The following is a 16,174-nucleotide window of genomic DNA, read 5'->3' as shown; positions in this document are numbered from 1 at the left end:
AGCCCTCCTGATGCAGCGCACCATGCTGAAGTCCAAGATCCACCGCGCCACGGTCACGGACGCCGATCTCCACTACGTGGGTTCCATCACGATCGACCCGGACCTCCTGGAGGCCGCCGACATCCTCGAGTTCGAGCAGGTCAGCGTGGTCAACGTGGACAACGGCGCCCGCTTCGAGACCTACACGATCGCCGGTGAACGCGGCACGGGCCAGATGAAGGTCAACGGCGCCGCCGCCAGGCTGGTGCACCGGGGCGACACGATCATCGTCATCTCGTACGGCCAGTACAGCCGAGAGGAGATCGCGCAGCACGAGCCCGTCGTCGTGCATGTGGAGCGCGGCACCAACGCGATGATCGCGGTGGACGCCGAGGTCGCGACCCTCCTGACCGAAGAACAGTGAGGCACGGATGTCGAGCCGCCCGCCGCAGAACGACGCCGCCCGCCGCCGCGTGACCCCACCGTCGTTGGCGGCCATGAAACGCGATGGTGAGCGCATCGTCATGGTCACGGCCTACGACTACCCGGGGGCCCTGGCGGCCGAGGAGGCCGGGGTCGACGTCGTGCTGGTGGGCGACTCCGGCGCCATGACGGTGCTCGGTCACGAGAACACTGCCGCGGTGACTGTGGACGAGATGCTTGTGCTGACCGCAGCGGTGCGGCGCGGGTTGACCACTCCTCTGCTGGTGGCCGACCTGCCGTTCGGCTCCTACGAGGTCAGCGACGAACAGGCGGTGGCCACGGCCCTGCGCTTCATGAAGGAAGCGGGCAGCGACGCGGTGAAGCTCGAGGGGGGCGGCGCCATGCCCGCATCGCGCGCTGCCGCCATCGTCGCCGCGGGGATCCCGGTGATGGGCCACGTGGGGCTGACCCCGCAGACCGCCACTGCTCTGGGTGGGTTCAAGGCACAGGGGCGGACCGCTGCCAGTGCCTTGAGGGTCGCCGATGAGGCCCGGAAGCTGCAGGACGTCGGCTGCTTCGCCGTGGTGTTCGAGGCGATCCCCGCCGAGGTGGCGGCCGACATCAGGGAGATGCTCGACATCGTCGTCATCGGCATCGGCGCCGGGCCGGCCACCGACGGCCAGGTGCTGGTGTTCCACGACCTGCTGGGGCTGGGAACCGGCGGTTCGGCCCGCTTCGTGAAGAGGTACGCGGACCTGCACAGTCGGGCCGTCGGCGGTCTGCGCGCGTTCGCCGACGAGGTGCGCGACGGCTCCTACCCGGCCCCTGAGCATTGCTACGGGATCGACGGGAACGAACTGGCCGCCTTCCGGTTGCGCAGCGGGACGGCAGGGTAGTCCCCAGACTGTGGAGTTCCTCGGTGGCCTATAGCTCGTCCTGAAGGGCTCGCAGATCGTGCGTCACTGGTCAGCTTCCAGCGCTGTGTCCAACGGGCTCTTCCCTTGCCGGTGGATTGCCCCGCCATCCCACACTTCGCGGGGGTCAAGTCCCGGGTTCTGTAGGCAGTAGAGGTACAGAGTTGGTCAAGGTCTTCTCAAGATGCCCTTCAGAACCGGAATTTGGCGATTTGGGGTACTGGTGGTTCGCCAAGATGGGGCGGTCATCCACCCGGAGGAACTCCTTAATGAGACGCACCCTAAGCACAGCACCCGCCATCGCCGTGATCGTGTGGGCGATGTTCAGTCTCGCACCGTTCGCGGTGGCAAACGAAGCGCCTGAACCTCCCACTGCAACCCCGGCTACCAGCAGCCAATCTTCCAGCGAGGCAGGCGAGCACACGGTTGGGCATGGGCATGAGACGGTAGCCGAAGGCACCATACCCTCGGCGACCGTGACTGCCACACCGCAACCGGAATCCATCCCCGGCTTGGACTCTGAGCATGTCGAGCACTCTGATCATCGCGAGGACCACGACGCTGCGACGTCAGAGCGGGCGGGCGGCAACGGTGAGGCCGCAGCTGAGGAGCACGTCGGGGCCGCCGACGAGCACGGTGAGGCGCCTGCTCCTGAGCGGCCTCGGGCTGCGGTCCTGGGTGGGTTCATGGTGTTCAACGGCGCCGTGCTGGTGTACGCCGCGCTACTGCGTCGCAGGAAGGCCCCCGACCGCGAGCGCCGCCGGGTCGCGCGACTCTCGGCACTTGCCACCGACACCGAGACGTTCGCGAAGGAGTCCGCATGAGCACTCCCACAGTGCCGAATCTGGAAGGCCTCGGCGAGAAGCCCGGGGACAGGCCGGGTCCGGTCTTCGTCGATCTCGACGAGAAGCCGGACCTCACTCCCCCGCCGGCGGGTCGGAACCTGATGAGCATCCCGTGGGTGGCGCGGATGCTGCGGAGCCGGCTGTACCCCGGCATCATCCAAGTCCCTGTAGCAATGGTGTTCGGCCTGGTCGCGTACCAGTTGCTGGTGGGCCCCGACTCTGCCCACGACAACGCCGGCACCGCGTTGATGTGGGTGCTGTGGTGGCCGCTGATCCCGATCGTGTTCGTCCTGCTCGGCAGGTTCTGGTGCGCGGTGTGCCCGTTCGGATGGCTCTCGGACCAGGTCCAGAAGCTGGTGGGCGTGAACCAGCCGGTCCCCGCTTTCCTGAAGAAGTACGGCATCTGGATCATCGACGCCTCCTTCCTGCTCATCACCTGGGCAGATCATGTGTGGGGCATCGTGGAATCACCGTGGGGCTCCGGTGTCCTGCTGCTGCTCCTCACCAGTGCCGTGATCGTCTCCGGCGCCCTGTTCCAACGACGCACGTTCTGCCGCTACCTATGCTTCCTGGGCGGCCTGTCCGGCAACTACGCCCGCACCGGCATGGTCGAACTTCGCGCCGACTCAGCCATCTGCCGCACCTGCAAGGCGCGCGCAGCCTGCTACAACGGCAACGACAAGGTCGCTGGCTGCCCCCTGTTCACGTTCCCCCGCACGATGGACACCAACGCCAACTGCAACCTGTGCGCCAACTGCATCAAGGCGTGCCCCAATGACGCGATCCAGGTGCGGCTCCGCAAGCCCACCAGCGAGCTGTGGTTCATCAACAAGCCCTCGGTGGAGGAGTCCTTCCTCGCGATGGCCATCATGGGAATCGTCATCGTCCAGAACGTCACCATGCTGGAGGTGTGGAACACGGCGCTGGGATGGCTGGAGGCCACCACCGGCATCAGCAACTACGCGCTGATCTTCACCGTCGCATTCGCCATCGCGGTCAGCCTCCCGGTCGGGCTGCTCATTGGTGCGTCACGGCTGGCGGCGGGCCGCAACCTCGAGACCACCATGCAGAACTTCGCCCGGTTCGGCTACGCCCTGATCCCGCTCGACGTCGCCGGCCACATCTCCCACAACCTGTTCCACCTCCTGGCCGAGGGCGGATCGGTGATCACCACGGTCGCGGCGCTGTTCGGAATCACCTACGGCGCCGAGTCGCCGGCGTTGGCCAGCAACCTCACCATCCAGATCCTGCAGTTCGCCCTGCTCGCGTTGGGCATCGCCGGTTCCCTGTACACCGCGTGGCGCATCACCCGTCGTCGTTACCAGACGGCGAAGCGCCGGACCAGCACGTTCGTGCCGATGGCTGCCCTGGTGACGTTCCTTGGCGTGGTCAACGTCGTCTTGTTCCTCCTCCCGATGGCTCATCGCATGTGAGGGGCGCCGTCTGGACCCGCACCGACACCTGAGACCATCTCAACCACAGGCCACTCCCCAGGAGGACATCATGACGACTGCCCCGCAGACCGCGTGCGTCGACGGAAACGAAGCCGCCGCGCAGATCGCCCACCTGCTCTCCGACGTGATCGCGATCTACCCGATCACGCCCGCCTCCACGATGGGGGAGCTGGCCGACACCTGGTCCGCCGCAGGACGGACCAATCTGTGGGGCGCCGTGCCGGAGGTGGTGCAGATGCAATCCGAGGCGGGTGCCGCCGGCGCCCTGCACGGGGCAATCCTCAAGGGGACGCTGGCCACCAGCTTCACCGCTAGTCAGGGCCTGCTGCTGATGCTGCCCAACATGTACAAGATCGCCGGTGAACTGACACCCGCCGTGATCCACGTCGCGGCCCGCAGCCTCGCCACCCACGCCCTGTCGATCTTCGGTGACCACAGCGACGTCATGGCAGCCCGCGGCACCGGCTGGGCCATGCTCTGCGCGTCATCGGCGCAGGAGGCACACGACTTCGCCGCCGTGAGCCACGCCGCCACCCTCATCAGCCGTGTCCCGTTCCTCCACTTCTTCGACGGCTTCCGAACCTCCCACCAGATCGACCGCATCAACCTCCTGGCAAGGGAGGATGTGCGCGGCCTCGTCGACGAGGGCGCCGTGTCTGCCCACCGCGCCAGCGGGCTCAGCCCGGACGCCCCCACCCTCCGCGGCACCGCGCAGAACCCGGACGTGTTCTTCCAGGCCCGCGAGGCCGCGAACCGCTTTCACGACGCCGTCCCGGAGACCGTTCAGGCGCTCTTCGACGATCTGGCGGGCAGAACGGGTCGCCGATACCGGCTCGTGGACTACACCGGTGCACCGGATGCGGAGCGGATCCTGGTGCTCATGGGCTCGGGGGTCGGCGCCGCCACCGAAACAGCGGAGGAGCTTGTCGCCCGAGGGGAGAAGGTCGGCGTGTGCACCATCCGGCTGTATCGGCCCTTCCCCGCCGCCCAGCTACTGGAGGCGCTCCCCGCGACGGCGCGACAGGTGATGGTGCTGGACCGCACGAAAGAGCCTGGAGCGGTCGGCGACCCGTTGTACACCGACGTCCTCGCCGCGCTCGCCGAAGGGGGTCGCGGCGACGTCTCGGTCACGGGCGGCCGCTACGGCCTCGGGGGCAAGGAGTTCGACCCCACCATGGTCAAGGGCCTCTTCGACGAACTTCTACGCGCCATGCCACGGCGGCATGTCACCGTCGGGATCGTCGACGACGTGACCGGTCTGTCTGTCCAGCCCGACCCGTCGTTCACGGTTCCCAAGGCGCCGTTGCAGGCCGTGTTCTACGGCTTGGGCTCTGACGGGACGGTCGGGGCGAACAAGGCGGCGGTGAAGATGGTCGGGAAACACACCGATCTGCACACGCAGGGGTATTTCGTCTACGACTCGAAGAAGGCGGGCTCGATCACCGTCTCGCACCTGCGCTTCGGCCCGGAACCGATCCGATCGACCTATCTGATCGACCGGGCCGACTTCATTGCCGTCCACCAGTTCCCGTTGCTGACCCGACGACGGGTCCTCGACACCGCCCGACGAGGCGCAACCGTCCTCCTGAACTCGCCTCATCCGGCTGACAAGGTCTGGTCCCACCTGCCCCGGGAGGTCCAGCAGGACATCATCGATCGCGACCTGAGCGTCTACGTGGTCGACGCTTACCGGATCGCCCGCGAGAACCACCTCGCCGGCCGCATCAACACCGTCATGCAGACATGCTTCTTCAGGCTGGTCGACCTGCTGCCCGACGCAGACGTCGAGGAGATCCTGTGCACGTCCGCACTTCAGGCCTACGGATCCAAGGGCAGCAATGTCGTCGCCCACAACGTGGCCGCCATCCTGGCCGCCCTCGGCGGCCTGCAGCAGGTGACCATCCCCGTCCAGGTCGAGGGCGCGGTGCGGCGGATGGCGCCGCTGCCGGGGCACGCGCCGAGGTTCGTTCGCGAGGTCACGGGTCCCATGCTTGACGGCGACGGCGACCTGCTGCCCGTCAGCGCCCTGCCGGTTGACGGGATGTTCCCCACCAACACCGCCAGGTGGGAGAAGCGCGGCCTCGCCAGCGAGGCACCGGTGTGGGACGCCGACCTGTGCACCGGCTGCGGGAAGTGCACCATCGTGTGCCCCCACGCCGCCATCCGGATGGCCATCTTCGACCCAGCCGGAGAACAGCCACTCCCCCAACACTTCCCGTCCACCAGATTCACCTCACGCGAACTGCTCGGCCATCGCCTCACCCTCGCGATCTCACCCCTGGACTGCACCGCCTGCGGCCTCTGCGTCGAAGCGTGCCCGGTAGCCGACAAGATCAACCCATCCCACAAGGCACTGCTGATGGAACCCCTCGGTGACCGCCTCAACTTCCCCAGCCACCCCGCTCCGCACTGAAGACCGACACCGTCAAAGGCTCCCAGCTGCTGGAACCCCTGTTCACGTTCTCCGGTGCCTGCTCAGGATGCGGCGAGACGCCCTACCTCAAGCTTCTCAGCCAACTGACCGGCGACCGGCTGATCCTCGCCAATGCCACCGGCTGCTCCTCCATCTTCGGAGGAAACCTGCCCACCACCCCCTGGTCGACCTATGCCTGCGGACGCGGCCCCGCGTGGGCGAATTCCCTGTTCGAAGACAACGCCGAATTCGGGCTCGGGATCCGCCTGGCCGCCGACCATCAGCACCAGCAGGCCCGGAAGCTGCTGGCGCAGAACAGCGACGCCCTGGGAACCGATCTCGCAACCAGCATCCTCGACGCCGACTCCGACGCTGAGGACCTGTCGCGGCTACGGCGCAACATCTCGCGCCTCAAGACCCGGATCAACGACCTCGCCCCCGCCGAAGGTTCCGACTTGGCTCGTCTACACAGACTTGCCGACGAGCTCGTCGATCGCACCGTGTGGATCATCGGAGGCGACGGCTGGGCCCACGACATCGGATTTGGAGGACTGGACCACGCCTTGGCCTCCGGACGCAACGTCAACATCCTCGTGCTCGACACTGAGGTCTACTCGAACACCGGCGGGCAGGCCTCCAAAGCAACCCCGCGTGGCGCCGTCGCCAAGTTTGCCTCAGGCGGCAAGGGCACCCAGAAGAAGGACCTCGGCCGCTTTGCTATGACCCACCGGGACGTTTACGTTGCACAAGTGGCGCTGGGTGCCAACGAAATCCAGACTGTGCGAGCCTTGCAGGAGGCACAACGATGGCCAGGAGTGTCCCTCGTCATCGCCTACGCCAGCTGCGTCGAACACGGCATCGAGATGAGCCAGTCTCTGCAGCACCAGAAAGCTGCAGTCAGCAGCGGCCACTGGCCCCTCTATCGGGCCCGACCAGCCACCGACGACCGGCCCGCCGACTTTGCCCTCGACTCCAAACCACCCACGCGACCCGTGCGTGAGTTCGCCCTGAGCCAGACCAGATTCGCACGGCTCCAACGAAGTGATCCTGGGCGCAGTGAGCACCTCCTCAGCCAAATGCAGCGAGACATCGACGAACGCTGGGCCTATTACCAAGGGCTCGAAGCACCCAACAGGTGACTCCACCGACCGGCCATGCCGCCGCAACCCAAGAAACCGCACCCCGTGGGGAGTGCAATTCCTTCATGCCCTCGCCGACGATGCGATGACCGGCCTGTCAGTGCTGGTCGTGGCCAGTCCCACCGCCACTCGGATACTCCGGCACGCTGATCTCGACGGTAGCCGGACCAGCCGCCGGCGGCAGCGGGCTGTAGCTGATCCCGTTGGGCTTGTCGCCGACCGCCACGGACGCCACGGTGGCGTTCTCGGCGAGGTCGATCACTGAGACCGTGTCGTCGTAGAGGTTGGTGACCCAGGCTCGCTGCCCGGTGGGCTCGATGACCACGCCATGGGGGCCCGACCCTGCCGGCACGGTGGTCTCGACAGTCATCGACACGGGATCGATCACCGTCACGGTGCTACCGGGAGCGTCATCGGTGCCCTGGTCCGCAGACAGCAGCCGCGTCCCGTCTGCGGTGAGGTACAGCTGGACGGGTGGTGCAGGGACCGGGACCGATCCAACGACCTTCTGCTCCCCGAGGTCGACCTTCACCACCGAGCTGGACCCGATGAGGGTCACGTATGCGAACCGGCCGTCCGGACTCACCGCCACCTGCGGCGGCGAGTCACCCACGGGGATGGTGGCTCTGACCTTGTTGGTTGCGGTGTCGACGACGTCAATGGCCCCAGCGGTGGTGTTGGCGACCACCACGGTCGAGCCGTCCGGGCTGGGGCGGAGCCCGTGCGGACCCTCACTGAGTTCGACGGTGGCCCGCAGCTCCAAGGAGCCGGCGTCGTAGACGCTCAAGGTGGCATCGCCGGCGTTGGTGACGTAGACCGTCTGGCCGTCCGGTGCGAGGATCACGTGCGCGGGGCTCGCGCCCGTGGGTGCGGTGCCGCGTACTTCGTAGGTCGCGGCGTCCAGCGCCACCAACGCGTTGTTGTGCCCGCTGACGGCCCAGACGGTGCTGCCGTCGGGACTCACCTGGACGTTGTGTGGGCTCTCCAGTCCTGTCACGGTGGTCACGACCTCGCTCGAAGCGGCGTCCACTGCGCTGAGTGAGTCCCCCTCCTCGTTGGCGACCCACACGGTTCCCGCAACAGCCACCGCCTGCTGTGACGCCCCGGCGGCGGTGGTGGCGCCATCCACGGCCATCTCGGGGATGGTTTGCCCAGGTGCTGGATTCGGTTCGATGGCTCCGCCCTGTCCGCAGGCGCTCAACGCCAATGCCGCCGCGGCAGCAACGGTGAGGGCGGCTGGCCGAAGCCATCCCCGATGGGAAATGCGAATCACTGGATTTCTCCTTATTATTTGTCAAAACAGCATGACCAGAGTGCGCCTGAGACCTCTGCCCCGGGTAAGCGTTCAATGCAGATTCCGTCAAGATCTCCGGCGCCAGGGATCCCGACCAGGGCTCGTTCATGCAGAAGGAGCCTCTCCTCCCTAGCGCACGAGGCACGCCGGGCAGCGCACAAGGGGGCCTGTCGAACGACAGAGCCTCAGTCGCTTGTCGAGCGCCCCGTCGCCCGCCGCATTTGCGAGCCTCTCGAGGTCATCCCTGTACAGGGGCAGCCCGTGGGCCCTGCCGCACAGAGGACACTCCACCCGGACCGAGTACAGAAGGTCGAAGAGGGAACGCCGCCCTTGGCCCCCCGCGTCTGCGAGATGGTCATCTGTCGATGAGTGGGCACCCGTGACTGGTGCTGTCTGTGTGTCGCTCATAACTTTAGGAACCCCATCGAGACACCTCCAGCGCGAGAAGGTTCATATCTCGCGCTGTCGTCGCGTCCAGTTCACGCGCTCGGACCAGGCAGGGCAGCAGCGTCTTCACGTTGTGGTTGGCTCGCTTCGGCGCGGCCCAGCTCGGCAGTCATGGCCCGAAGGCCTTAGACGCGATCGCGTCGTGGGTATCGTCGGTGGGCCCCGAGGCCTAGGCGGGGGATCCAGCTGTAGTGCGCTACAGGCCGGGGAGATGGTCTCGTACTCGGTGCCGGCGGTTGGGCTTGCGAACCCGAGCGCCTACGCGGCTGTCATAGGCTCGCGCGCGGACCAATTCCCGCGACGCATCCGGTACAAATCCGGTACAACTTCCAGTGAAAATTACGAAACCCCTAGTCGCCTAGGGGTTGATTGGTGGGCCTAGCTGGACTTGAACCAGCGACCTCATCCTTATCAGGGATGCGCTCTAACCGCCTGAGCTATAGGCCCGCTTACCGACGACCAACTGTAGCGGATGACTTCCGCTCCCTGCAAACTCAGGCCAGCGACGAGCAATTGGATGGGGTCACGGCGCGACACGCCGAGAAAACGACGCAAAACCGGCCGTGAGGCTTTCCAAGTGCTCACGGCCGGTTGCGGCTGAAGGTCCTCCAGGGACCAGGGATCAGTCTTCGGCGAGGGTGACCTCGAGGCCGCCCATCACGGTGGCCGCCAAGTTGTACAGGAAGGCGAACAGAGTGGCCAACGCCGTGATGATCACCACGTTGATGGCCGCGACGATCGAGGAGAACCCGAGGATGCGGTTCACGCTCAGGATCTGGGTCACGTCGAACTCCGTGTCCTGGTCGCCCAGCAGCTGGTTGAGCAGCGTGTTGACGTACTCCAGCGTGCCGGCCCCTGCCAGCACGGACCAGATCACGAACGTGGCCACCACGAGCATGATGCCGAAGGCGATCGCGAACAGGAACGTCGTCTTCATGACGGACCACGGGTCGATCCGTGCCAGCCGCAGGCGAGCCTTGCGGGTGCGGCGCGGGCGACGCGTGGTGCGAACCGGCGCCGCACCCTTCTCAACCTTCGGCTCGGCGACCTCAGCCAGCGGCAGCGGATCCGCGTCCTCGGCCTGACTCGCGCTACGACGGCCCGGGGGCACGACGGTGGCGCCACCCCGCGTCGGGGCACCGAGGGGTGCGGGGCCGCCGGGGCGGCCCTGCATGGGGGGCTGCTTGGCGCCGGGCGGCGGCACCGGTGCGGTGCGGGCCGTCGGCGCGGAACCGAACGCCGGCGTCACCGGCATCGACGCCCACTCCTGGGCGGCACGGGCCGCGCGCTCGGCGACCCGGGGCGCCACCGACGCAGGGTTCCCGTCGTCGGCAGGCTTGCCCTGCTCCGCCGGCGGCCCGACGGGGCGCTGTGCGCGGGTGTCCGGCTCAGGAGCCGACTGCGACGACTTCGCCGGCTCAGCCGGCTTGTCCGACCGGTAGGGCGAGAAGTCAAGACCGGGGCGTCCGTCGGCCCCGGGCCAGCGCGGCGCATCACTCATCGACGGTCTCCTCCGGGCTCACTTCCGTCGCCTCCTCGACCACGGTTTCCCCTACGGTACCGTCTGCCGGCTCCTCGGTAGCCACCTGGTCCTCGGTGACCTCAGTTTCGGGGTACAGAGCGATCACACTGACCTCGTCCTCACCGCGGACACCGACGAACTTCACGCCCATGGTGTCGCGGCCCTTCGCCGGCACGCCGGAGACGGCCGAGCGGGTGACCTGGCCGGAGACCTTGATCGCGATGACCTCGTCATGCTCGCCGACGATCAGGCCACCGACGAGCTTGCCGCGGTCCTCGTTCAGCTTCATGGCCTTGATGCCGAGGCCGCCACGGCCCTGGACGCGGTACTCGCTGACAGAGGTGCGCTTGCCGTAGCCACCGTCGGTGACCGTGAACACGTACTGTTCAGACTGATCCTCATCGGCGCGGAGCACAGCCATCGACAGCAACTCGTCGCCCGAGCGGAACTTCATGCCCGTCACACCGGACGTGGCGCGCCCCATCGGACGCAACTGCTCGTCGTCTGCCCGGAAGCGGATGGCCTGGCCCTTGCGCGAGATCAGCAGGACGTCGTCGTACTCGGAAACCAGCGACGCGCCGATCAACTCGTCGCCCTGCTCGCGGAAGTTGATCGCGATGACGCCGGCCTGGCGCGGCGAGTCGTACGCCTTCAGGTCCGTCTTCTTGACCAGGCCGTTCTTCGTGGCCAGCAGCAGGTAGGGCGCATCCTCATAGGAGTCGATGGTCAACACCTGGGCGATCCGCTCGTCGGGCAGAAAGCTCATCAGCCCGGCGACATGGCCGCCCTTCGCGTCCCGACCAGCCTCCGGCAACTGCCAGACCTTGCTGCGATATACGCGGCCGAAGTTGGTGAAGAACAGGATCCACTGGTGGTTGGTGGTGGTGAAGAGATGCGCCACCTCGTCGTCGGCACGCAGCGACGCACCGCGCACGCCCCTGCCGCCGCGCTTCTGCACGCGGTACAGATCCGCGCGGGTGCGCTTGGCGTAGCCGCCGTGCGTGATGGTGACCACGACGTCGTCGTTGGGGATGAAATCCTCATCGGAAAAATCCCCATCAGCCGCGACGATCCGGGTGCGGCGCTCGTCGCCGTACTTGTCGACGATCTCCTGCAACTCGCTTGCGATGATCCGACGCTGCCGGGCCTCGTCGCCAAGGATGTCCTTCAGGTCGGCAATCCGACGCTCCAGCTCGGCCAAGCGGTCGACGATCTTCTGGATTTCCATCGACGCCAGGCGGCGCAGCTGGGTGTCCAGGATGAAGCGCGCCTGCACCTCGTCGATGTCGAGCAGCTCTTGCAGGCCCTGGTTGGCCGCATCAGCGGTGGCGCTGGCGCGGATGAGGGCGATGACCTCGTCGAGCATGTTGAGTGCCTTGACCAGGCCGCGGTCGAGGTGGGCGGCGCGCTCGGCCTCATCCAACTGCCACTGCGTGCGGCGCCGGATGACCTCGAGCTGGTGCTTGATCCACAGCGAGATGAACTGGTCGAGGCGAAGGGTGCGGGGCACCTCCTCGACGATGGCCAGCATGTTGCAGCCGAACGTGTCCTGCAGCGACGTGTGCTTGTACAGGTTGTTCATCACGACACGCGGCTGTGCGTCGCGCTTGAGCACGATCACCAGACGCTGGCCGGTGCGCGCCGACGTGTCGTCGCGGATGTCGGCGATGCCCGTCAGGCGGCCAGAGTTGACGAGGTCTGCGATGCGCAGCGCCAGCGTGTCGGGGTTGGCCATGTAGGGCAGCTCCGTGATGACGAGGAGCTGGCGACCGTTGCGGTCCTCCTCCATGCCGATGACCGCGCGCATCGTCACCGAGCCGCGCCCGGTGCGGTATGCCTCTTCGATGCCCGAACGCCCGACGATCAGTGCGCCGCCGGGGAAGTCTGGCCCTTGGATGCGCTGGATGGCGGCTTCGAGCAGTTCCTCGCGCGACGCGTCGGGGTTGGCCAGCGCCCACTGCACCGCGTCGTTGACCTCACGCAGGTTGTGGCTGGGGATGTTGGTGGCCATGCCCACCGCGATACCCGTGGAGCCGTTGACCAGCAGGTTCGGGAACCGGGCCGGTAACACCGTCGGCTCCAGCTCGCGGTTGTCGTAGTTCGCACGGAAATCGACGGTATTCTGCTCGATCTCGCGCACCATCTCGACGGCGGGGTTGGCCATCTTGGTCTCGGTGTACCGCATGGCTGCGGCTTTGTCGTTGCCCTGGCTGCCGAAGTTGCCCTGACCCGCCACGAGCGGCAGGCGCATGGCCCACGGCTGTGCGAGACGCACGAGGGCGTCGTAGATCGCTGAGTCACCGTGGGGGTGGTACAGACCCATCACCTCACCGACGACACGGGAGCACTTGTTCCACCCGCGGTCAGGGCGGTAGCCGCCGTCCCACATGGCGTAGAGCACGCGGCGGTGGACGGGCTTCAGCCCGTCGCGCACGTCGGGCAGCGCACGCCCGACGATGACGCTCATCGCGTAGTCGAGGTAGGAGTTCTGGATCTCGACCTGCAGGTCGATGGGATCGATGCGGCCCAGCGCGGGTGCCTTGAGTTCGTCCTTGTCGACGTCGTCAGCCATGCGTCAGTGAACCTTTCGGGGCTTGAGGGGAGTGTGAAAGTGTGGGGGCTCCGGCCGGGAACGGCTAGATGTCGAGGAAGCGCACGTCTTTGGCGTTGCGCTGGATGAACGTGCGGCGTTGCTCGACGTCTTCACCCATGAGGATCGAGAACATCTGATCCGCCATGGCGGCGTCGTCGAGCGTGACCTGCAGCAGGATCCGGTTCTCCGGGTCCATCGTGGTATCCCACAGATCATCTGCGTTCATCTCGCCCAGGCCCTTGTAGCGCTGGATGGGGTTGACCTGCGGCAGCTTCTTGCCTTCGGCGAGCCCGGCGTCGCGCAGCGCATCGCGCTCGGTGTCGTTGTAGGCCAGTTCGTGCGCCGAGTTCGACCACCGGATGCGGAACAGCGGCGGCTGCGCGAGGAAGACGTGCCCGGCCTCGATCATGGGGCGCAGGAAGCGGAACAACAGCGTCAGCAGCAGCGTGCGGATGTGCGCACCGTCGACGTCGGCGTCAGCCATCAGGATCAGCTTGTGGTAGCGCAGCTTGTTGAGGTCGAAGTCCTCCTGCATGCCCGCGCCGAGGGCGTTGATGATGGCCTCGACCTCCTTGTTGGCAAGGATGCGGTCGATGCGGGCCTTCTCCACGTTGAGGATCTTGCCTCGGATGGGGAGGATCGCCTGCGTGCGCGGGTCACGACCACCGCGGGCGGAACCGCCTGCGGAGTCGCCCTCCACGATGAACAGCTCGCACTCGGAGGGGTCCGTCGACTGGCAGTCCACGAGCTTGCCGGGCAGGCCGGAGCCACCCAGCAGGCCCTTGCGGGAGCGGGCCATGTCGCGCGCCTTGCGGGCCGCGATGCGGGCCGCGGCCGCCGCCTGCGACTTGCGGACGATGTCCTTGCCCTCGGCGGGGTTGCGCTCGAACCAGTCACCCAGGCGGTCGTTGAGGACGCGCTGGACGAAGGTGCGGGCCTCGGTGTTGCCCAGCTTGGTCTTGGTCTGGCCCTCGAACTGCGGCTCCGAAACCTTGATCGACAGGATGGCGGTGAGGCCCTCGCGGATGTCGTCGCCGGAGACGCGGTCCTCTCGCTTCTTGATGAGGCCCCAGGTTTCGCCCCAGCGGTTCACCGTGCCGGTCAGCGCGGCGCGGAAGCCCTCTTCGTGGGTGCCGCCCTCATGCGTGTTGATGGTGTTGGCGAAGGTGTAGACGCTGCTCGCGTAGGAGGTGTTCCACTGCATCGCGATCTCGACGCCCATGCCAGCCTCGGGGGCGTGGGCCTCGACGTCGATGACGGTGGGGTGGATGGCCTCTTTGCTGCCCGAGAGGTACTTCACGTAGTCGATGAGGCCGTCGTTGTAGAGGAACTCGTCGTAGGGGGTGTCGACTTCGCCGTCATCGCCCGTTGCCACCTGGCGCTCGGCGCGCAGGTCGAGCAGGGAGAGGCGCAGCCCCTTCGTCAGGAAAGCCATCTCGCGGAACCGGGTGGACAACGTCTCGTAGTTGTAGGACGTGGTCTCGAAGATGTCGTGGCCGGGGTAGAACGCGATGGTGGTGCCGGTCTCGTCCGTGGCCTCCATCCGCTCCAGCTCCGTGACGGGCGTGCCGTACTCGAACTCCTGGTGCCAGCGGTACCCGTCGCGGCGCACGTCGACGATCATGCGCTCCGACAGCGCGTTCACGACGGAGGAACCCACGCCGTGGAGGCCGCCGGAGACCTTGTAGCCGCCGTCGCCGAACTTGCCGCCTGCGTGCAGGACTGTCAGCACGAGGGTGACCGTGGGGATCTTCTCCACGGGGTGTTCCTTGACCGGGATGCCACGGCCGTTGTCCTTGACGCGGACGCCGCCGCCATCGAGGAGTTCAACCTCGATGGAATCGCAGTACCCGGCGAGGGCCTCATCGACGGAGTTGTCGACGATCTCGTAGACGAGGTGGTGCAGGCCGCGTTCACCGGTGGAACCGATGTACATGCCGGGGCGCTTGCGCACCGCCTCAAGGCCTTCGAGGACGGAGATCTGGTCGGCGTCGTAAGATCCGGAGACGGTGATGTCTGCTGAATCTTGGAGTCCCTCCATCCGCGCTTGGGGGGTGAGGTCCTCATCCATGGTCACGTCGTCCGACACATTGCTCCTGTCCACACAAAGTGGCGCCGGGATTGCCCCAGCGCCGTTGAACGTGCCAATACTACCGCGAGTGCGCGCAAAACCACGCATTAACGACGCAGGATGGGCGTTCATTCGCACTTATTGCGCGTTTGGGCGTTCCAACGGGGGCTGAGACGTGGTCCCCTATCCCTCGGGGGGCCGTAGGGCCGCAGATCGGCGCGTGATCGAACCGCCGGAGGGCACCGTCGGCCGGCCAGGGGGCAGAATCTGGGACATGGACACGTTCCCCCTCCCTGCCGCCGAGTTCTACCGCGAACTCGAGTTCGACAACACCCGTGACTTCTGGCTCGCCAACAAGGCGCGCTACGACAACGAGGTGCGCGGCCCGCTGTCCCGGGTGGTGGCCGCGCTGGCCGAGGAGTTCGGGGAGGCCAAGGTGTACCGCCCCCACAAGGATGTGCGGTTCGCCAAGGACAAGTCGCCCTACAAGACCCACCAGGGCGCGTACGTGGCGATGGCGCCGGCCTGCGGTTTCTACGTCGAGGTCAACGCCGAGGAGGCCTTCGCCGGGGGCGGCTTCTACCGCGCGGAGCCGGAGGCGCTGGCCCGCTTCCGCGCCGCGATTGACGACGAGCGCTCGGGCGGCCAGCTCCAGGCGATGATTGAGGGCCTCGAGCGCGACGGGTGGCTGATCACGGGGCAGACCCTCGCCACTGCGCCGCGAGGTTTCACGAAGGCGCATCCGCGGATCAGGCTGCTGCGGCACCGGTCGCTGAGCGCGATGCGCGAGGTCACGGCCACGGGGGTGGAGGCGTTCGCCGAGGAGGTCCGCGAGATCTGGCGAGGGTCAGCGCCGCTGGTGGACTGGTTGGCCGCCCGGCTCAACGACTGAGCAGGAACTTACTTGGGCTACGCCTCAGCGCTGGCCGTCACGCTCTCAGCCACGGTGGGGGAGGGAGCGGCCGGCGTCGACGGAACTTCGCTCAGAGACTCCGTCACCGTCTGGCTCGGTACCGGCGTCGGGGAGGGCTCGGGCGAAGGCGCCGGCGGCGTTGACGACGGAGGAGGAGGGGGTGGCGG

11 protein-coding genes and 1 tRNA gene are annotated in these 16,174 nt (G+C 67.0%); 7 read left to right on the top strand and 5 right to left on the bottom strand.

Going from position 1 to position 16,174, the window contains the following annotated elements; all coding sequences use genetic code 11:
* The first annotated feature begins 10 nt into the window (after positions 1–10).
* From panD to C3E87_RS09570, 6 genes are all read left to right on the top strand, one after another.
* Entirely contained in the window at positions 11–403 is a 393-nt protein-coding gene (gene panD / locus C3E87_RS09595; RefSeq protein ID WP_076062093.1) for an aspartate 1-decarboxylase, read from the top strand.
* Between the two features lie 7 nt (positions 404–410).
* Positions 411–1,298: a 3-methyl-2-oxobutanoate hydroxymethyltransferase gene (panB, locus tag C3E87_RS09590; RefSeq protein WP_076062090.1), complete on the top strand. Its 888-nt coding sequence runs from the start codon at positions 411–413 to the stop codon at positions 1,296–1,298.
* Between the two features lie 494 nt (positions 1,299–1,792).
* The gene (locus tag C3E87_RS09585) at positions 1,793–2,140 is read left to right on the top strand and encodes a hypothetical protein (RefSeq protein WP_076062088.1); all 348 of its coding nucleotides are present in this window, start codon (positions 1,793–1,795) and stop codon (positions 2,138–2,140) included.
* The gene (locus C3E87_RS09580; RefSeq protein WP_083665537.1) at positions 2,137–3,594 is read left to right on the top strand and encodes a 4Fe-4S binding protein; all 1,458 of its coding nucleotides are present in this window, start codon (positions 2,137–2,139) and stop codon (positions 3,592–3,594) included. The genes C3E87_RS09585 and C3E87_RS09580 overlap by 4 nt, the downstream gene beginning before the upstream one ends.
* Positions 3,595–3,664: 70 nt before the next feature.
* Positions 3,665–6,028, top strand: a complete 2,364-nt coding sequence (gene nifJ, locus C3E87_RS09575; protein ID WP_198928274.1) for a pyruvate:ferredoxin (flavodoxin) oxidoreductase — start codon at positions 3,665–3,667, stop codon at positions 6,026–6,028.
* A 455-nt stretch (positions 6,029–6,483) separates the two neighbouring features.
* Positions 6,484–7,167, top strand: coding sequence for a thiamine pyrophosphate-dependent enzyme (locus C3E87_RS09570; protein WP_198928273.1), 684 nt, complete (start codon positions 6,484–6,486; stop codon positions 7,165–7,167).
* Between the two features lie 97 nt (positions 7,168–7,264).
* On the opposite strand, the gene C3E87_RS09565 is transcribed toward C3E87_RS09570, so the two are convergent.
* The 5 genes from C3E87_RS09565 to gyrB all read right to left on the bottom strand — a co-directional run bounded on the left by C3E87_RS09565 (position 7,265) and on the right by gyrB (position 15,202).
* Positions 7,265–8,302: a beta-propeller fold lactonase family protein gene (locus C3E87_RS09565; RefSeq protein WP_143570978.1), complete on the bottom strand. Its 1,038-nt coding sequence runs from the start codon at positions 8,300–8,302 to the stop codon at positions 7,265–7,267.
* Positions 8,303–9,278: 976 nt separating this feature from the next.
* Positions 9,279–9,355, bottom strand: a tRNA-Ile gene (locus tag C3E87_RS09560).
* 175 nt (positions 9,356–9,530) lie between these two features.
* Positions 9,531–10,409 carry a DUF3566 domain-containing protein gene (locus C3E87_RS14745; RefSeq protein ID WP_083665536.1) on the bottom strand — a complete coding sequence of 293 codons (879 nt, stop codon included), beginning with the start codon at positions 10,407–10,409 and terminating at the stop codon, positions 9,531–9,533.
* Entirely contained in the window at positions 10,402–13,002 is a 2,601-nt protein-coding gene (gene gyrA, locus C3E87_RS09550; protein WP_076062086.1) for a DNA gyrase subunit A, read from the bottom strand. Before gyrA ends, C3E87_RS14745 begins: the two co-directional genes overlap by 8 nt.
* Before the next feature lie 64 nt (positions 13,003–13,066).
* Positions 13,067–15,202: a DNA topoisomerase (ATP-hydrolyzing) subunit B gene (gyrB, locus tag C3E87_RS09545; protein WP_369819268.1), complete on the bottom strand. Its 2,136-nt coding sequence runs from the start codon at positions 15,200–15,202 to the stop codon at positions 13,067–13,069.
* Positions 15,203–15,368: 166 nt separating this feature from the next.
* On the opposite strand from gyrB, the gene C3E87_RS09540 reads away from it, so the two are divergent.
* On the top strand, positions 15,369–15,986 hold the full coding sequence (locus C3E87_RS09540; protein WP_076062084.1) for a DUF2461 domain-containing protein: 618 nt from the start codon (positions 15,369–15,371) through the stop codon (positions 15,984–15,986).
* Positions 15,987–16,174: the final 188 nt, after the last annotated feature.

Origin of the sequence: Tessaracoccus sp. ZS01 (genome assembly GCF_022342445.1) — a bacterium.
In the GTDB taxonomy this organism is placed as follows: Bacteria; Actinomycetota; Actinomycetes; order Propionibacteriales; family Propionibacteriaceae; genus Arachnia.
The sequence above is the reverse complement of the archived record's forward strand: the minus strand, read 5'-3'. Positions and strand labels throughout refer to the sequence as shown.